The 16,721-nt window shown below is 42.0% G+C and carries 13 protein-coding genes; 6 read left to right on the top strand and 7 right to left on the bottom strand.

Features of this window, described 5'->3' with window-relative positions:
- Positions 1–205 precede the first annotated feature (205 nt).
- Together GZ22_RS18090 and GZ22_RS14970 are read right to left on the bottom strand one after the other, a co-directional pair.
- Complete coding sequence (locus GZ22_RS18090; RefSeq protein WP_051748323.1) at positions 206–3,388, bottom strand: GW dipeptide domain-containing protein; 3,183 nt, start codon at positions 3,386–3,388, stop codon at positions 206–208.
- 325 nt (positions 3,389–3,713) lie between these two features.
- Positions 3,714–5,840 (bottom strand): CDP-glycerol glycerophosphotransferase family protein, encoded by a 2,127-nt coding sequence (locus tag GZ22_RS14970; RefSeq protein ID WP_038564174.1) that lies wholly within the window; start codon positions 5,838–5,840, stop codon positions 3,714–3,716.
- 384 nt (positions 5,841–6,224) lie between these two features.
- Between GZ22_RS14970 and tagD the strand changes: the two genes are divergently transcribed.
- Positions 6,225–6,623, top strand: coding sequence for a glycerol-3-phosphate cytidylyltransferase (tagD, locus tag GZ22_RS14965; protein ID WP_038564171.1), 399 nt, complete (start codon positions 6,225–6,227; stop codon positions 6,621–6,623).
- A gap of 112 nt (positions 6,624–6,735) precedes the next feature.
- Entirely contained in the window at positions 6,736–7,815 is a 1,080-nt protein-coding gene (locus GZ22_RS14960; protein ID WP_245609678.1) for a CDP-glycerol glycerophosphotransferase family protein, read from the top strand.
- A 61-nt stretch (positions 7,816–7,876) separates the two neighbouring features.
- Here GZ22_RS14960 and GZ22_RS14955 read toward each other — a convergent pair whose 3' ends face one another.
- The 5 genes from GZ22_RS14955 to murJ form a co-directional block, all read right to left on the bottom strand.
- Positions 7,877–8,968, bottom strand: a complete 1,092-nt coding sequence (locus tag GZ22_RS14955; RefSeq protein ID WP_038564168.1) for a glycosyltransferase family 4 protein — start codon at positions 8,966–8,968, stop codon at positions 7,877–7,879.
- A 196-nt stretch (positions 8,969–9,164) separates the two neighbouring features.
- The gene (gene pssE, locus GZ22_RS14950; RefSeq protein WP_038564166.1) at positions 9,165–9,644 is read right to left on the bottom strand and encodes a PssE/Cps14G family polysaccharide biosynthesis glycosyltransferase; all 480 of its coding nucleotides are present in this window, start codon (positions 9,642–9,644) and stop codon (positions 9,165–9,167) included.
- A complete protein-coding gene (gene pssD / locus GZ22_RS14945) occupies positions 9,641–10,117 on the bottom strand; it encodes a PssD/Cps14F family polysaccharide biosynthesis glycosyltransferase (RefSeq protein WP_038564163.1) in 477 nt (158 codons plus the stop codon). The genes pssE and pssD overlap by 4 nt, the downstream gene beginning before the upstream one ends.
- Before the next feature lie 34 nt (positions 10,118–10,151).
- The gene (locus tag GZ22_RS14940; protein ID WP_038564160.1) at positions 10,152–11,534 is read right to left on the bottom strand and encodes an O-antigen ligase family protein; all 1,383 of its coding nucleotides are present in this window, start codon (positions 11,532–11,534) and stop codon (positions 10,152–10,154) included.
- A gap of 32 nt (positions 11,535–11,566) precedes the next feature.
- On the bottom strand, positions 11,567–13,078 hold the full coding sequence (murJ, locus tag GZ22_RS14935) for a murein biosynthesis integral membrane protein MurJ (RefSeq protein ID WP_038564157.1): 1,512 nt from the start codon (positions 13,076–13,078) through the stop codon (positions 11,567–11,569).
- A 292-nt stretch (positions 13,079–13,370) separates the two neighbouring features.
- Here murJ and GZ22_RS14930 point away from each other — a divergent pair, with 292 nt between their 5' ends.
- Genes GZ22_RS14930 through GZ22_RS14915 form a run of 4 tightly spaced genes read left to right on the top strand, consistent with a single transcriptional unit; the run spans position 13,371 to position 16,716 of the window.
- Complete coding sequence (locus tag GZ22_RS14930) at positions 13,371–14,339, top strand: glycosyltransferase family 2 protein (RefSeq protein WP_051748319.1); 969 nt, start codon at positions 13,371–13,373, stop codon at positions 14,337–14,339.
- Positions 14,339–16,090: a DUF6020 family protein gene (locus GZ22_RS14925; RefSeq protein WP_038564154.1), complete on the top strand. Its 1,752-nt coding sequence runs from the start codon at positions 14,339–14,341 to the stop codon at positions 16,088–16,090. Before GZ22_RS14930 ends, GZ22_RS14925 begins: the two co-directional genes overlap by 1 nt.
- Positions 16,053–16,409: a DMT family transporter gene (locus tag GZ22_RS14920; protein ID WP_038564150.1), complete on the top strand. Its 357-nt coding sequence runs from the start codon at positions 16,053–16,055 to the stop codon at positions 16,407–16,409. Before GZ22_RS14925 ends, GZ22_RS14920 begins: the two co-directional genes overlap by 38 nt.
- Positions 16,396–16,716 carry an EamA family transporter gene (locus tag GZ22_RS14915; protein WP_038566175.1) on the top strand — a complete coding sequence of 107 codons (321 nt, stop codon included), beginning with the start codon at positions 16,396–16,398 and terminating at the stop codon, positions 16,714–16,716. The genes GZ22_RS14920 and GZ22_RS14915 overlap by 14 nt, the downstream gene beginning before the upstream one ends.
- The last annotated feature ends 5 nt before the right edge of the window (positions 16,717–16,721 follow it).

Below are 16,721 nucleotides of genomic sequence, written 5' to 3'. Positions count from 1 at the left end.
TTACCCTCTGTCTTATTATTTGAAAATGGTTATAGCTGCCGTTTCAAATCTAGCCTCCTTCTCGGCCTGAATGGATTAGGAAGTAAATGATGTAAAATAATTGCTAAAACCTTTCCCATCTAATATATCGACAAAAAATTTACATTTTGAATACTAATTTACAAAAAAAGCACATTATCCGCATCGGATAATGTGCTTTTCTAATTTAACGATAGTTTGGAATATCAAGATACAAGGTATAAATGCCTATATTTTGATATAAGTTATACATTGTAGAGACTTGCTTGGATGCCCAGCCAATATCAGTAGCGTATTGCTTACCGAATGTACCGGATGCTGCCATTGCTGCAGGGTTCCATCTCATCTTGTACAACGTATTTTGACCTGAATTGATGTAACCATCACCAATGAACTGCGCTCCTCCAACAATAGCAAGATATGGAGAAGTCCAGCCTTCTTCATATGCCCGTTTTGCGCCACAATCTACTGGACATGCGTCAATAGCACCAATACCATACATGTTGTAAACTGTCGTGCCATTATATTTCACTCCTCGAGCCAGTGTGGAAGAACCATTACCTGTCTCAAGTGTAGCATGTGAAACCAAATAAACATCATTGATTCCGTAAAGCTTAGCTGCGTCAATGAATGCTTGGCCTTGTCCGGCTAACGTTCCTTTACCAGCAAGGTATTTATTCAATGTCGCTGCGTCTGCATCACTAGCTCTCGTCAGATCTAGGAATTGGAAACGTTGTCTGTCATCATTGATGAAGTTATTAGGATCCAAATAATACTGGATATCATCGGGACTTGCGTTCACCCATTGACGGGAGTTGGTGAACTCGATTTGATACCAGCTGCCTGTTTGTCCAACAATAGTAACTTTAGCACCCTTGCTTAATGTTCCCACAACCCAGTAGCTTGTACTTGGGCCGCCACGTACATTTAGAAGATCCGCAGTCACTTGGTTATTGCTGTTGATATACTCTGTGGATACATATGTGTTGTATTCGCTATCTGTCTGAGCAGATGCAGTTTTCTGGATCGCTACTGCTTCTTCCAATGTCAGATCGTATTTGGTTTGCTTATCGTAACTTTCGACTACATATGCTTCATGCAGCCACATCGTCTTTCCATCCAGCACACCACGGTACCAGATGTTGTTTCCAACTTTTTCTGTCAGATTAACCTTGAATTGAGATCCTTCATATTTAGACATATCGCTTGCGACTAAGTCCTTCGATCCGCCCCATGCTTTCGCGTAGGAACTGCCTTTTCCATTCGAATAAAATGTTTTTGCAGTTTTGTCGATAGTCGTGTGTTCATGCGACGACATTTCAGTAGATTTCACCCAGCCGACAACACCAGTTGTGCTGCTTGGCTCATTACTGATCTTATAATACGTTGTACCATTCACTTCAACTTGTGCCTTGATATAGTAAACCGCATCAGTCAAACCTGCATCAGCTGCATTTCTCCCTGATGCATCGGACCAGTTATCGTAAACCGTTGCGTTTCCATTCAAGTGTCCGAGGCGACTGATTTTCGTTTCACTCACTTGCTGGACGTATGCACTGTGGATGAATACTTTTTTATCGCCAAGCGTTCCACGATACCACGTATTGTTGCCGACTGTCTCAGTCAGGTCAACACGGAAAACTTCATTTTTATAGTCTGATAGATTATAAACTAGATCCTTGGAACCTCCCCAAGCCTTGGCAAATGCTTGGCCAGAGCCCTTCACAAGGAAGCCCTTCTTCTCTTTGCTGATCGTTGTGTGATCATGCGTAGACAATTGGGATGCTTTCACCCAGCCAACAACACCGTTAGTTGCGCTCGGTTCCTTGCTGATTAAGTAGTAAAGCTCATTTGCAACAGTCGCTTCTTTCTTAATGTAATAGACAGCGTCTGTATAACCGCCATCTACAGATGAAAGTGTAGAAGCTGGATTTTTCAAATCAGGATAAATAACTGCATCTGCATGCAGATGACCTAGTTTACTAATACTTTGTTCAGTTATTTTAGGTTCATATGCTGATAGATAAGCAGAATGAATAAACACTTGCTTGCCATCCAGCATTCCGCGATACCATGTATTGCTGCCAACAGTCTCAGTCAAGTTCACGTAGAAGGTTTTTCCTTCCATGTCACTCAGATTATAAACGAGATCCTTCGATCCACCCCAAGCTTTCGCAAAAGCTTGTCCGGATCCTTTAACAGTAAAGGTCTTCTTGTTTTTATCAATTGTCGTATGAGCATGTGTAGATAATTGGGATGCTTTCACCCAGCCAACAACACCGTTAGTTGCGCTTGGTTCTTTGCTAATCAAATAATGAAGTTCACCATTTATCTTCGCTTGCTTCTTGATATAGTAAACGGCACTTGTGTATCCGCCAGCCACAGCTTCAACTGAAGAAGATGGATCATTAATATCGGGATAAATAACTGCACTGCTCTTTAGGTGACCAAGCAAGCTCGTTTTCTGTTCCTCTTCAATCTTAACAGGCTCATATTCGTCTACATATGCAGAATGAATATAGACAGTTTTACCAGCAAGAGTCCCTTTATACCATGTATTAGCGCCGATTTTTTCTTCAGCTGTTACTTTGAATTGCTGTCCCTTGTACTTGCTCAAGGTATAGACATGATCCTTCGATCCACCCCAAGGCTTGCTGTAGGCGTCCCCAGATCCGCTAATGACAAATGTCTGCTGTTTGCTGTTCACAACCGAATGCTCATGCGTACTCATTTCAGAAGATTTCACCCAGCCGATAACACCAGACGTACTGCTTGCCTGTTTACTAATGAGATAATACGTTTCATTATTCCATTTTGCTTGTTTCTTGATGTAGTAAACAGTGTCTGTATAGCCACCAGCGACTGCTCCTTTAGAAGTACTCATATCGTTTAAATCAGGATAAATGACAGCATTGGAACGCAAATGACCCATTAGATCAATTGCAGTTTCCACAGGAGCAGCTTTAGCAGCACGCATCACCTTCTGCTCGCTTTGTGAATCATCAGCTTCTTCGGCTTCCGTTTCGGAATCTTCCTCAACTGCCGGAGTATCTGTTTCTTCTTCCTGCGTTACAGTTTCATCTTCTATCTGTTGATCTTCACTGTTCGTTTCATTACCTGTTGAAACATCACCCTCATTGTCTTGAGCTTCCTCAGTAGGGGCAGTTTCTGATTCATCAGTCTCATCAACAGTTCCAGTTTGTTCTTCTGGAGCAACAGTTTCTGACTGCTCTGTCTGTGTCTCATCTACTTGCTGGACAGATTCTGTCTGCTGATCAGACTTTATAGTCTCTTCTGCAGATACATATTTGGCCGGAGACACTAAGCTAAACAAAAGCAAAAAGATTAATACATATGCAAATTTCTTCATTTCACCCTCCAAAATATTCAGTTTTCAATGTGCAGACGCCATCGCATCGTTGTTTCTGTATCGATAAACGCATCGACCACTCCTTCGTTTTTACTAGGAATAGGTAACAATGGTATGTAATAGGTAACTAATTACCTATTTATCTATAATTCTACAAAATCAAACAAAGCTTTACAATCTATTATCAAATTTTCATTTAGTTTACAATTAAAATAGTTCTATTGATTCAATCATTTCCATTTTATTGAAATTGACTTTTTTCTTAATTACTAAACGAAATAAATTAATAAAAAAAACCACCGTCAAATTGTGACGGTGGTTCACATTACTTAATCACTTGTTTTACAACACGTTCTGAAGCTTTACCATCTTCTAAGTAACAGAAACGGTTGTAGAAGGCTTCAAATCGTGCATCCGGCTGATAGCCCTCTCTGTCAATCCGTTTTACTTCCTGGATAATTTGCTCTGTTTGTTTCAATAATGGACCAGGAGCAGTTTCTTCAAAATCAAAGTAGAACCCCCGGAGGTTATCTCGATAGTCATCCAAATCATACACGAAGAACATCATAGGACGACGCAGGTTGGCATAGTCAAAGAATACAGATGAATAATCCGTAATTAGCATATCCGCCATCAAGTAAAGTTCACGAATATCTTCGTGCTTGGAAAAGTCATAAGCAAATCCTTCATAGCTGGAAAGGTCTAGGTTTTCTGCAACAAGATAATGCAGACGTAAGACCACGATATATTCGTCACCCAGCTCCTGACGCATACGTTCTAAATCAAGCTCCAAATCGAACTTATACTTCCCTTTCTGATAGAACTGATTATCCCGCCAAGTTGGCGCATAAAGGATAATTTTCTTTTCTTCAGAAAGTCCGCAGCTTTTTTTCAGTGCTTCTATATTCTCCGGCTTATTATGTGTATAAAGGAAATCGTTTCGCGGGTATCCTGTTTCAAGCATGTCCTTTTCAAAACCGAACGCTCTTGAGAAGATTTCACTAGAATATGCATTTGGTGAAACAAGATAGTCCCATTTTGAAGCTTCGAATAAGAAATTGCGCTTATACGCCTCTGTATTCGTACCAGGCATATGAACCTCGTCCATATCCGCGGCAAGGCGTTTCAGCGGTGTACCATGCCAGGTTTGCAAATAGATCGTATGATCGGGTTTTGGTATCCAAAGCGGCAGGCGGCTATTTGATACCCAATATCTTGCCCTTGTCATAAGGAATAGCCAGCGAATAGAGAATCTGCGCACATAAGGAACATCCTTTGTTTCAAAGTAAGGGACTGCCCGACGATCCGAGCTCCAATACATTTTGTACTCAGGATGATGCTCTCGCATGTACTCATAGATTGCCCTTGGGTTGTCACTATATTGTTTGCCCAGAAAGCTCTCAAAAACCATAAGCTTCTTATCAACAGGCAAGATAGCTCCGAATAGCTTAAACACCTGCTGATAACTGTTTTTAAGGAATCTTCCTCTGCGGATATTGACCCACTTGCGTCTTGCTCGTGAGATACTTTCCCGAATAAAGAAGTACTCAGCAGTCTGAACAGAAAGAAACTTCGACTTCTTCGTCAATTTAGCAGTCATCTTGTATTTCTTACCTTTAATAGTCGTTTTCACAGACGCAGGTAAAGTCGAATCTTTTTTCAGGTGGCGCATACGAATACTTCGGATCGTCTGAGGCTCACCATTATGCGAATAAGTTAGCTCGACGTAGAACTTTAAAAACTTTTTATCGGACAAGTCAATATGCGGAGTTATATCAAATACTCCTTCATAACCTGAGTGACGGAGCAGTTCATTTCCTTCATATTTATCTGCTAAATCCTCGCGTTCCTTAAACTGAAGTGGGAAAGTGAGCTCTTCCTCTTCATTCAAGTTGTTTGTTACGACGAGCTTTAGTTCTTCCAGTTTATAGGCATCACTTTGGTATAAAGGAGCATAGTTAATTGAACCGGAAAAATGCAATACTCCCGATTTCTTCAAATGAACCTCTTCCAAATTGGCAAAAAAGACATAATCATTAACGCGGAAAGAGATATTTCCTTTTCCGGTGCGATAAGGATAGAAGACTTTTTCAGTTCCTGGTATGAAATAGGAATGATATTGCAGATGCTCCGGTGGATTAGAAATCCGAGCCCGCTTCGTCTCCCCTTCATTTTCCCGTTCAACGTATAGATCCCACATAACTCCATCCTGGAGCATCTGTGTGTGTTCCTCCGGATCCAGCGTAACTTTACAAATCGTATATTCATCCACGCTATGGTCTTCTTCAAAAGTAAGGTAAATATCTTCGTTTGTATAACGATTCATCAATAGGAATCGATATGTCTCATAATCAGCGATGTAGGAGGCTTTGATTGGAATCTCCATATAGAATATCCCCGCTTCAATTCGAACCGATATGGCTCTCCTATTTCGAAGGCTGATGTTTTCCATGCAGTACTTTCTCCTCTCAACTTGCAAATCCATTCCTTATTATAAATTTCATATGTAGGTAATTCAACAATGCATTTGTAAAGTTCTTTACATATACTTCGTATTTAAAATGAATCTTATGCTCTTCGTTAGCATGTTTCATGCATAGTCATTTATACATTTTCTTACCCAAATGAAGGAAAATTAGGTAAATATGTATGCGTTTTCGACAATTCGCGCATATATTTGCATTCTATTATCATAGCAGACTTGAAATTTAATTAAAATGTAAATATAATGTTAATCAGGTGTAAATATTATGATCTATACTTACACTGTGACAATGAAGATGCAGACAACTTTTATATATGAAAAACCAAACTACAAAGGAAATGAGGCACAACAATGAAGAAAGTAATTACGTACGGTACATTTGATTTGTTGCACTGGGGCCATGTGAATTTACTTCGCCGCGCGAAAGAAATGGGCGACTATCTGATTGTGGCAATTTCTTCTGATGAATTCAACAAACTGAAGGACAAGAAGTCTTATCATAGCTTTGAAAACCGCAAAATGATCCTTGAAGCGATTCGTTATGTGGATGAAGTAATCGCAGAAGAAAACTGGGATCAGAAAGTCCACGACGTTGTGGACCATAATGTTGATGTATTCGTCATGGGCAGTGACTGGGAAGGTAAATTCGACTTCTTGAAAGACCATTGTGAAGTTGTTTATCTTCCACGTACAGTTGGTATCTCTACTTCTAAGATCAAAGACGATCTTTTAGAAGTAGATAATGGTTAGAGAATTAGCTATTTCTCTCTATCTAGCGTTCTTCAAAACGCTATTCATATGTTTCAAGCTATTTCCCCAAAAGAACAAAACCACCTTGGTTTCCTCTTTTGGGGATAATGTTTTGTATACGGCTAAATCGCTTGAAAAATGGAACGCGGGAGAAATAGTCATATTAAAGACTTCTTCCTGCCGGGAAGAATTTACTGATCTAGATGCAGAGATCGTACCATTTGCCATGACGAATATTAGTGCTTTTGTAAAAGGTATCTATCATCTGGCTACTTCGCGCGTCGTGATGGTAGATAACTATTTTGGCTTTCTTGCCGTAACGGATTTCAAACCGAACGTAACCTGCATTCAGCTGTGGCATGCAGCAGGTGCGATGAAGAAATTCGGTTTAATGGATCCTTCTGTGCACAATAGAAGTCCGAAGGCACAGGAAAGATTTAAACAGGTATACAGCCGTTTCACATATGTAACGGTCGGTTCTGAAAAGATGGCCTCCATCTTCCAGCAAAGCTTTGGTCTGTCGAATGCTAACATGCTGCGAACTGGTATGCCGCGAACAGACTTCTTCTTTGATGATAAACAAATCGAGCAAATAGAAAAAGAAATCACCGAGCAATACCCGATTATCAAGAAGCGTAAGGTCATTCTTTATGCTCCAACTTACCGAGATGATGAGCTTGCCAAGCCTAAGATTGAACTTGATATCGAACGCTTATACCGTGAGCTTGGGCAGGAGTATGTGTTATTCCTTCGCCTCCATCCTGCTGTTACATGGGATCTAGCAAACTATTATCCGAATTTCGTAATCGATGTAACACACTACAAAAATATAAACCCGCTTTTACTAGTGACGGATATTTTGATAACCGACTATTCTTCGATACCTTTTGAGTATTCACTGCTCAATCGCCCGATTATCTTCTTTACGTATGATCTGGAGGATTATCAGAGAAAACGCGGTGTGTCAGACGAATATCTCAAATCATTACCTGGACCAATGGTCAGAGATACAAAATCGCTCATCAAAGTGATTAAAAAGAATGACTTCCAGCTGGATAAGGTACAGGCTTTCTCTAAACAGTGGAACCAATATTCGAACGGACATGCTAGTGAGCAGCTCGTACAAGCTATGTACACGTCCAACCCGGCTGTTGCTGCTACAGCCAGTCCGTCCACACAGACTACACGCTGATGTTATCAGCGTGTTTTTTTATACATAGAAAAACCCTTCTCCACTGGAGAAGGGTCTTCATTTATTGCTGATGCTGTTTGCGTCGTTCTTCCTCTGTCACTTTCGGGAAACCTACCATATTGAGTAATGGACGATAGCGATCGCTAATCAATCCAGTAATTTCGACAATCAATTCGATTACTATTGCCAAGGCAATAATCAGGATAGCCGAACCCCACATGGTTGCTTCTGTGTAAAGGACACCTGTAATGCTGAAGATTCCGCTGATTGCATAGATTACTATAACAGTCTGACGATGCGAGAATCCTAGATTTAGTAGACAGTGATGCAAGTGCAGCTTATCTGGTGCTGATAAAGGCTTCTTCTGTACAATCCGGCGGATAATGGCAAATGTCGTATCCAAGATTGGTACACCGAGAATAATAATCGGCACAATCAAGGAGAACAATGCAACGTTCTTAAACAGACCGCTTACGGATAGAACTGCAATCATATAGCCGAGGAACAATGCTCCTGTATCCCCCATAAATATCTTAGCCGGGTGGAAGTTAAATACTAGGAATCCGAGGGTGCTGCCCAATAGCAGTACGCCCATCATTGCAGAAATCGGGTTACCCATGCTGATTGCTATCATAGCGATTGTGAATAACGCGATAGCTGAAACTCCAGCCGCCAATCCATCTAATCCATCAATCAAGTTGATAGCGTTTGTTATACCGACAATCCACAATATCGTAATTGGAATTGCCCAAGCACCAAATTCAATACGTTCAACGAATGGCAATGTTACAAAGTCAATTCGAATGCCGCCCATGACTGTTACAGTTGCTGCTGCAATCTGTCCAATCAGCTTCACTCTTGCGGATAGCATGAACTTATCGTCCAGCACACCAATCAACGTAATCATTGTTGCACCAATCAGTATCGGTGCTGTATTCGAATCATGTGGCATGAAAACCAGATAACCGATGATAAAACTGATGTAAATGGCCAATCCGCCCAGTCGCGGCATAATTTTCTGGTGTACTTTTCTAGCGTTTGGTTTGTCCGTTGCTCCGATTGCGAATGCCAGCTTTTTCACCATAGGCGTCAGCGCTATCGAAAGAATGAAGCAAACTGCCAACGCTATGATTAAAGGCGTTATGTGTACCATTTGTATCCTCCTAAATAGCTTGCAAATCGTTCCAAAAATGCTTTTATAATCCAAGTATCATAAATTACTAGATTTCGACAGTATTCTGCGTAGGTTCTGTACCATTATAATGTTTCTGTTGACAAAACACAATTACACACAATGTAAAGTTTACATCATAACCGGGTCATGTGCCTTTACATTTCATTTACATTTATCAAGCTTCTTTGATGAAATTGCTTAAAATCGTGAACATTCGCTCTTTACCGGATTTGAATGGCTCTGGCTCGAAGCTCTCTGTTTCCTGTATTATCTTGCCCAGGTCCTCTCCTTCTCCCCAACTAAGGATATGCTTTTGTTGCAAGAAGATGGACATTAACTGCAGCTGATGATCATCGTTATGCTCTCCATATTTTTTTAGTCTGGCTGCTGCGATGACCTTTTTATCCTTTTTTAAGGCGGAAATCACAGATCCGGTTCCTGCATGTGTGATAACAAGCCGAGCATCCTCCATCAGCTGATCCATGACCTCATAGTTAACGAATGGTTTAATCGTCAGTAAGTCACTGTCAAACTTCGTGTGTCCAGACTGGACTACAACTTCCTCGGTGATGAACCCTTCCCGTTTCAGCCGTTCCACTTCTTCAAGCAGACGGGTGAACGGTAGCTCGTGGGTACCTAAGACGACCAGTATCAATAGATGGACCCCCCATAGACCGCTTTCGGATAAATTTGTTTCATCGTTTCCCATTGAACAATGAATAAATCGGCAATTGGATAGATCAGCTTTCCAGAAATGGTCGGTGAAGTGGACTTCGCAAAGCTCTCAATGAAAATGACGCGTTTCCCGAACAGTTTGGCGATATAGCACATTGGCACGGATGTATGTGCTCCCGTGGAGATGACGACATCTGGACGATGCTTCAGGAATAAGAAAATCGATTTTATGATGTTATAGCTGAATTTGAATATATAGCGAAAAGGATAATTACGTGCTCCGTAAACAAGGAAGCTCATCGGATGCTTGCCCTTCATTTGCTCCGTGATTTCGGATTTCTCTGTCACGATATGGTAGTCATATTCTTTGAATAGCGGTTCCAGCTGCAAAAGCTGTGTTAAATGTCCGCCAATGGAAGAGATCAGAAGCAACTTTTTCTTTTTCTTTTTCATCACAGATTCGCTCCATTTCAGTTAAGGTGAGATGCTATTGAAAGAACTTCTCCGGCTTCTGCTTGAGCAATCCATACAGGAACCCGAGGAACAATGCCAGATAAAATCCAGATGCTGGTGACGAAAGAATATGGCCGGCTATAAATGCTGCACCAAGACCGATACAAGCTCCAACACCACTGAACAAAGCTGTTCCGCTTACTGTCCGGAATCGCTGTCTGAATATGAATACCAGGATACTGCCGATGACGAACAGAAGTGGCAGTACAAGGATCAATGTTCCGAGATATCCAAAACCGAAGAACCAATCCAGGATATCCATCTCGATGATTCTCGGTTCTGTTCCGGTGTAGTTTCCGCCAATTCCCATGCCGAAAACTTTCTGGATGACGGGTGCCCGTTCAAAGTAATAAAGTACGGTGCCAAAGAATTCTTCCCGGCCATTCAGTGCCATGAGCTGCCAAGAACTCCACTGTCTAACACTTCCAGGAGGTGGAACGTCCCCACCCTCTTCCTCCGGTAATGGCGGAGCTTCTGCTTGTTCCTGCTGTTGTGCCGCCTTTTCATTTGCCATATCTACCGACAACCCGAGATTATTACCTATTGGCATTTCAGGAGAGACGAAGACGGTCACTGCTAACAGAACTAGTACGACACCTGCTTGAATGAAGTTATTGCGTTTGATTATTGCTTGTATAAGAAGCAATAGGAAGGCAATCCCTAATACAAGCAAAGCTGCTCCAAATGCGACTTTCGTTCCGATTGTCAGCATCGCCCATATCATGACGGCTATAAGTGCTGTACAAATAATTTGTGCCACAAGGCCCTTCTTTATGAACAGATAGTAGATAATCGCTCCGCAGAAACCCATACCTAAAATGGCACTGATTTCATTACCAGAAAAGAACCAGCCAGAATGACCTTGCTTTGCCAAGTAATCGTAGCTCCTCTTCCCTGTACCCGTCAGTTCTGCAATAAGCATCACGACACTGACAACACTTGTGTTAATAAATAGATATTTCGGTACAATCACTTTCCATTCCCTATTTTCTCCGATATGACGGAAAATCATCACATAGACGAGTAAAGCAGTGATAAAGAAGAATGTCTTCAGAATGAATGTCAATTCGCCTGCCGCTGAAACGGGATCCTTCCAAATCATATTGACACTGAAGTTGATGGCAAAATAGACAGCCAGCACTAGCATGTAAATGAAAGTATTTCTGCTCCAGCGTCGATCAGGGTAGCTAAGCATGTACAATACTCCTATCGGAATTACAAGGAGTCGAATTGGATTGGAAATCGGTATCGAGAAGTACGACAGCAGATCGAGAAACGGCTGAGCCAAAATGAAGAAAATGAAAAGCTTTTCGAATATATGATTATTGTCTTTGAGTTTTTGTGTCAGGGCTTGCAAATGAATGTCCTCCTTCGTGCCACTCTTGCCAATTACTTAGCAGTGGAGCCGCCTCTTCCCAATAGTATGTAGAATGATTTGATTTTCATCAGGAATACGCAGATCAGAAATACGATGACACCAGCTGCTGAACAGATTAGAATCGTCAGGATAGGCTGTACATCGCTCAAAGTCCCTTTAATCAAAAGGACAGCGATTCCCATGATGAGTACACTCGCAGTTGTCTTGGCCACATCCGCTAGCATCCCTTTAATAGGTATTCCACCCGTGAGCTTCCGGAATATTAGGAAGCAAGATACTGCATAGATTAGACCAGTCACAGATGAAGAAAGCGGGATACCGATGAAACCGAAGCTTTCTGTAAATATGTAGTTTAGCAAGAGCTTCAAACCGATAGATAGGAACCCGAGCCGCATCATGTAATGTCCCTTTTCCATCGTATAAAAACCATTATTAACTATGATGACCAAGCTGTAGAACAAGATGGTTCCGAAGTAATAATAAGCTGCGATGCTCGTCTGTTCTGCATGCTGTGCTGTGAATTCTCCGTTTACAAAAAGCAGGGTGATAATCTCTGGCATCAGCAGCATCATACCGGTCAGAACTGGCAGCAGAACGAAATACATAATCTGCAGACCACGTGTCATATTCTCCTTAAAACCTTTCATGTCATGCTTTGCATATGCAGCAGCAAGCATTGGGAATACGATTGTACCGACGGTGACGCCGATAATATTCTGCGGGAATTGCGTTAAGTTCTTTGCGATATTTAAATATGTAGCAAAGCTTTTGCCAAGCATATTCGCAAATGATGTATCAATCATCAAGGTAATTTGTCCGATCATCGCCGTAAGCGCCACCGGAATGAAGATATGATAAAAGCGCTTGTTTTCTTCCCAATTTATTTTGCCTTTTAAGGTAAGCGTCCGCTTAGGCAGCAGAAGCAAAAGCTTGAAGAGCAAGCTTAGGATTACGCCTGCCAAGTTACCGAATGCGAAAGCATAGGCACCTATATCATCAGCGAAGAGCAAGGCACTTCCTATTGTTCCTAAGAGTACGATTGCTTGTGCCAATACTGATAAATAGTATTTGTTCTCTGCATCGAAGTAAGCTTCCAGCACCGCATTGACGCCGACAAATAATAATGATGAAAGGAAAATGATTGTCATAATTGTTGCCATTTGCGCTGAATCACCTGTTAAATTCGGAAACAACAGACGAATGTATACCGGCGCGATAAAGATGAAAACAACTGAGATCAGAAAACTGAACAGCAGCGTTCCTTTCCATACATCCTGCAGATGCGAAAGCCCTCTGCTCTTTTCTTTGTATTTGATATAACTTGGAACGAATGCACTCTTCATTCCTGTTGTCAGGAACAAGATGAACATATTCGGCAATGCGAATGCCGCGTAGTATGCGTCCGATTCACTGCCGGCTCCGAAATAATTGGTTATCAGCATATCCCGGATCAACCCTGATACCTTCAGCACGAGGGTCACGAACAGCAGCAGTAAACTGGCAATGCGAAGTTTCGACTTCATGATAGGACCTCTCTCTATATGCCCATGCTCACAAAGCTCATGGGATGCGTATTGCTGGCTAAATTATAAGACTGAATAGAAAGGCGTTTCAAGGCAATTTACAGTAACTTAACGTACTGCATAGTATGTAACACGCCCTCACCCCTTCCAGTAACTGGGCTAGGGCATAACTTTACAAAATATTCGTATATTCATACTATTTACAATTACTTCACCATTGGTTAACAGTTGCACAATAATCCTTTGCTAGACTTGGTTCGACATATCCTAGAAAAGGAATGGAGTGTACGTATTGAAAATAGCTGTATTGATTCCATGCTACAACGAAGAACAAACAATCGGTGATGTTATCGATGCTTTCCGGAAGCAGCTGCCAAATGCAGATATCTATGTGTTTGACAATAACTCAAAAGATAAGACAAGTGAGGTTGCCCGGAGACATGGCGCAATTGTTCGTCACGAATACCAGCAAGGTAAAGGACATGTTGTCCGTTCTATGTTCCGCAATATCGAAGCGGATTGTTATGTAATGGTCGATGGGGATAATACATATCCTGCTGAATTCGTGCATGATCTCATTGCCCCGATTCAGGAAGGCAGAGCCAATATGGTCATCGGTGATCGTCTATCGAATGGCACATATGTAAAAGAGAATAAACGCAAGTTCCATAACCTTGGGAATACGATGGTGAAGAACTGCATCAACTTTCTATATAAAAAGAAACTTAGCGATATTATGACTGGCTACCGTGCCTTTGACCGTCTTTTTGTCAAGACAATGCCGATCATGAGTCCCGGTTTCGAGATCGAGACCGAAATGTCTATCCATGCACTCGATAAGCGACTTGCAATCGTCGAAGTACCTATCGATTATCGGGACCGTCCGGAAGGAAGCTATTCAAAATTGAATACGCTGGCTGACGGCCGTAAAGTGCTGTATAAGATTTTCACCCTGTTTAAGGAATATAAACCGATGCTCTTTTTCACAGCCTGGTCCGTTCTGTTTCTGATACTCGGATTAGCTGTTGGTGTTCCGGTCATTGCTGAATATTTCGCGACCGAGTTTATTACACGTGTCCCTTCGGCCATTCTCGCTGTTGGATTGGTCGTCCTGTCGGTGCTAAGTTTCGCTTGCGGCGCAATATTAGATACCGTCGCTTCCAATCAGCGTAAACAATACGAATTAGAATTGAACCGGATTCAGGCAGATAACAAACCAAGACCTGTCCAAGGTATGACCAGAACTGGAGGCTCCATGTAATGACGCGCGTTCGAAACCTTTTGATCAGTGTGGCTGCAGGTCTTGCAGCCACTATTTCTGTATTAGCTATTATGCAGGCAAGGCAGGATACGTCGCTTTTGAAATATGCTGCCCTATCTGTTATTAGTATTTGTTTCTTTTATGCTTTTCTAAAGCTCAGAAAACAAATTCTCCAATCTGTTCTGGAGAAACGCTACATAACTGTAGGCATCATTTTGCTGTCAGTTTATACGCTGATCAGTTTAATTGACTGGCCGCTGTTCATCAATCGTCCTTGGTATGAGACTGTGCTTGTGGATCTTATTTCACTCGCTACGATCTTCTGCTTCTTTTCCTTCATTGCATTTATCTTGTTGCGTTCTGGATATATGTGGAAGAAAACAGCGGTAAGCAAGTGGCAGATCCTGTGGTATATGCTACCGATGATCTTCGTCTGGATGTTCTACTTGCTCGCTTTCTTCCCGGGGAATATGAGTCCCGATTCCTTGAACCACTGGCGGCAAGTAGAAAACATGGAATTCAACAACTGGCATCCATTTGCTTATACAATGGTGATCTTAGTATTGACAATGATTTGGGATTCTCCTGCTATCGTCGTCATATTTCAGATGCTGCTCATGTCGTTTGTATATTCTTATGGAATCTATTCCTTCCGTCAGTATGGACTTGGAAAGGGTATCGCTTGGATTGCAGCCCTGCTATGGGCAGTACTGCCGGTCAACGGCATTTTCTCCACTATTCTTTGGAAAGATGTTGTTTATAGCACCTTCATTGTCTTTTTGACACTGTTTGTTATGAAAACAGTGCTGCAGGAAGGGAAAAACTTGCGGACTTGGAGTGGCCTTGCAACATTTACGATCGTACTTCTCGGCATTGCATTCTTCCGTAATAACGGATTGCCAATCGCTATCTTAACGGCCATTGGCATGCTCATTGCTTATCGACGAAACTGGAAACAGCTGCTCACACCGCTCGTGCTGGTATCCTCGCTTTATATTGTCGTCACCGGACCAGTATTTACGGCTTATAACATCCAATCGGCCAATCCGAATGAATCAATGAGTATTCCGACGCAGCAGATCGCCGCTGTCGTTTCCCAGGATGGAGAGTTGACAGAAGAGCAGCTCACTTATTTGGATTCTATCCTGCCGATTGATGACTGGGATGAATATAATCCATATCTAACAGATCGAATCAAGTTCCATGATAATTTTAAGGATGATGTTATTGTGGCGGATATGGGTAAGTACATATCGGTCTGGTTCGAGATTGTAAAGCAAAATCCTGCTATCGTTGTAGAAGCATATTTGAAGCAAACATCTCTTATTTGGCAAATTAACAAGCCTATTGATGGCTATACAAACCCCTACACAATCGATGTTGATCCAAACAGCATGGGCTTGGAAACAAAGCCTGTGAGTCAGACTTTGTATGATGTAATAGAATATGGACTGGAAACATCCCGTTACCATACCGAAGAGCTCTTCTGGCGTCCAGTTGTGTTCAGCATTCTCATCGTCCTGTTCAGCTTGATAGCTTCCCGTAAACTCGGGGCAATTGCATGGCTACCAATTTTGCCTGTCCTGCTCAATACAGGGACGATGTTTGTCGGGCTGCCGGCTCAGGATTATCGCTATCAAGTCAGCAACTGCATGGTGAGTATCTTCTTCCTTCTCTTTGCTTGTTTGTACAAGAAAGGAAAGGAGCCAACACATGGAGAACACGCAAACTCAACACAACAGTCACAATAAGCAAAAGCTCGGTATAGCTTTAATCTTATTGTCAGCAGTATGCACGAGTGTCGGACAGTTGTTATGGAAAATTGCAGACGGGGAAATCAATATTCCCCTCCTGATCGGCTGTGCCTGTTATGGCGCAGGGGCAGTTACGATGATGATTGCATTTCGTTTCGGCAAGCTTAGCGTACTTCATCCAATGCTGAGCCTTGGTTATGTTTTTGCATTAGTGATGGGCTCCATCTTCTTGGATGAGCATATTTCTGCCATGCATATTATCGGGACTGCGTTAATTATAGTTGGGGCAATCCTGATTGGAGGTGGGAAGAATTAGCTGGATATTGTTAGTTTCCTGTACGATGCTTGGAGCTGGCGGTGGATTCTTCTTCAAGCGAGCGAGTGATCCATCAACGCATACATATCGTACGCTTGTAATCGGTCTCACTTGTTATGGATCCGCTGCACTGATCAACATCTATGTGCTTACATTGCTGCCTTATTCCGTCGTCTTCCCACTGACAGCCATTACCTATGTGTGGACACTATTGCTGTCATATTACTTCTTAAAAGAACATATTCACCTGCGGCAAATATTCGGCGTGGGTCTGCTTGTCGCCGGCGCTGCCTGTCTGGTTATATGAAAAAA

This window comes from Terribacillus saccharophilus, from assembly GCF_000725365.1.
Taxonomy (GTDB): Bacteria; Bacillota; Bacilli; order Bacillales; family Amphibacillaceae; genus Terribacillus; species Terribacillus saccharophilus.
Note: the sequence above shows the minus strand (reverse complement) of the source record. Positions and strands in the feature narration are given on the sequence as shown.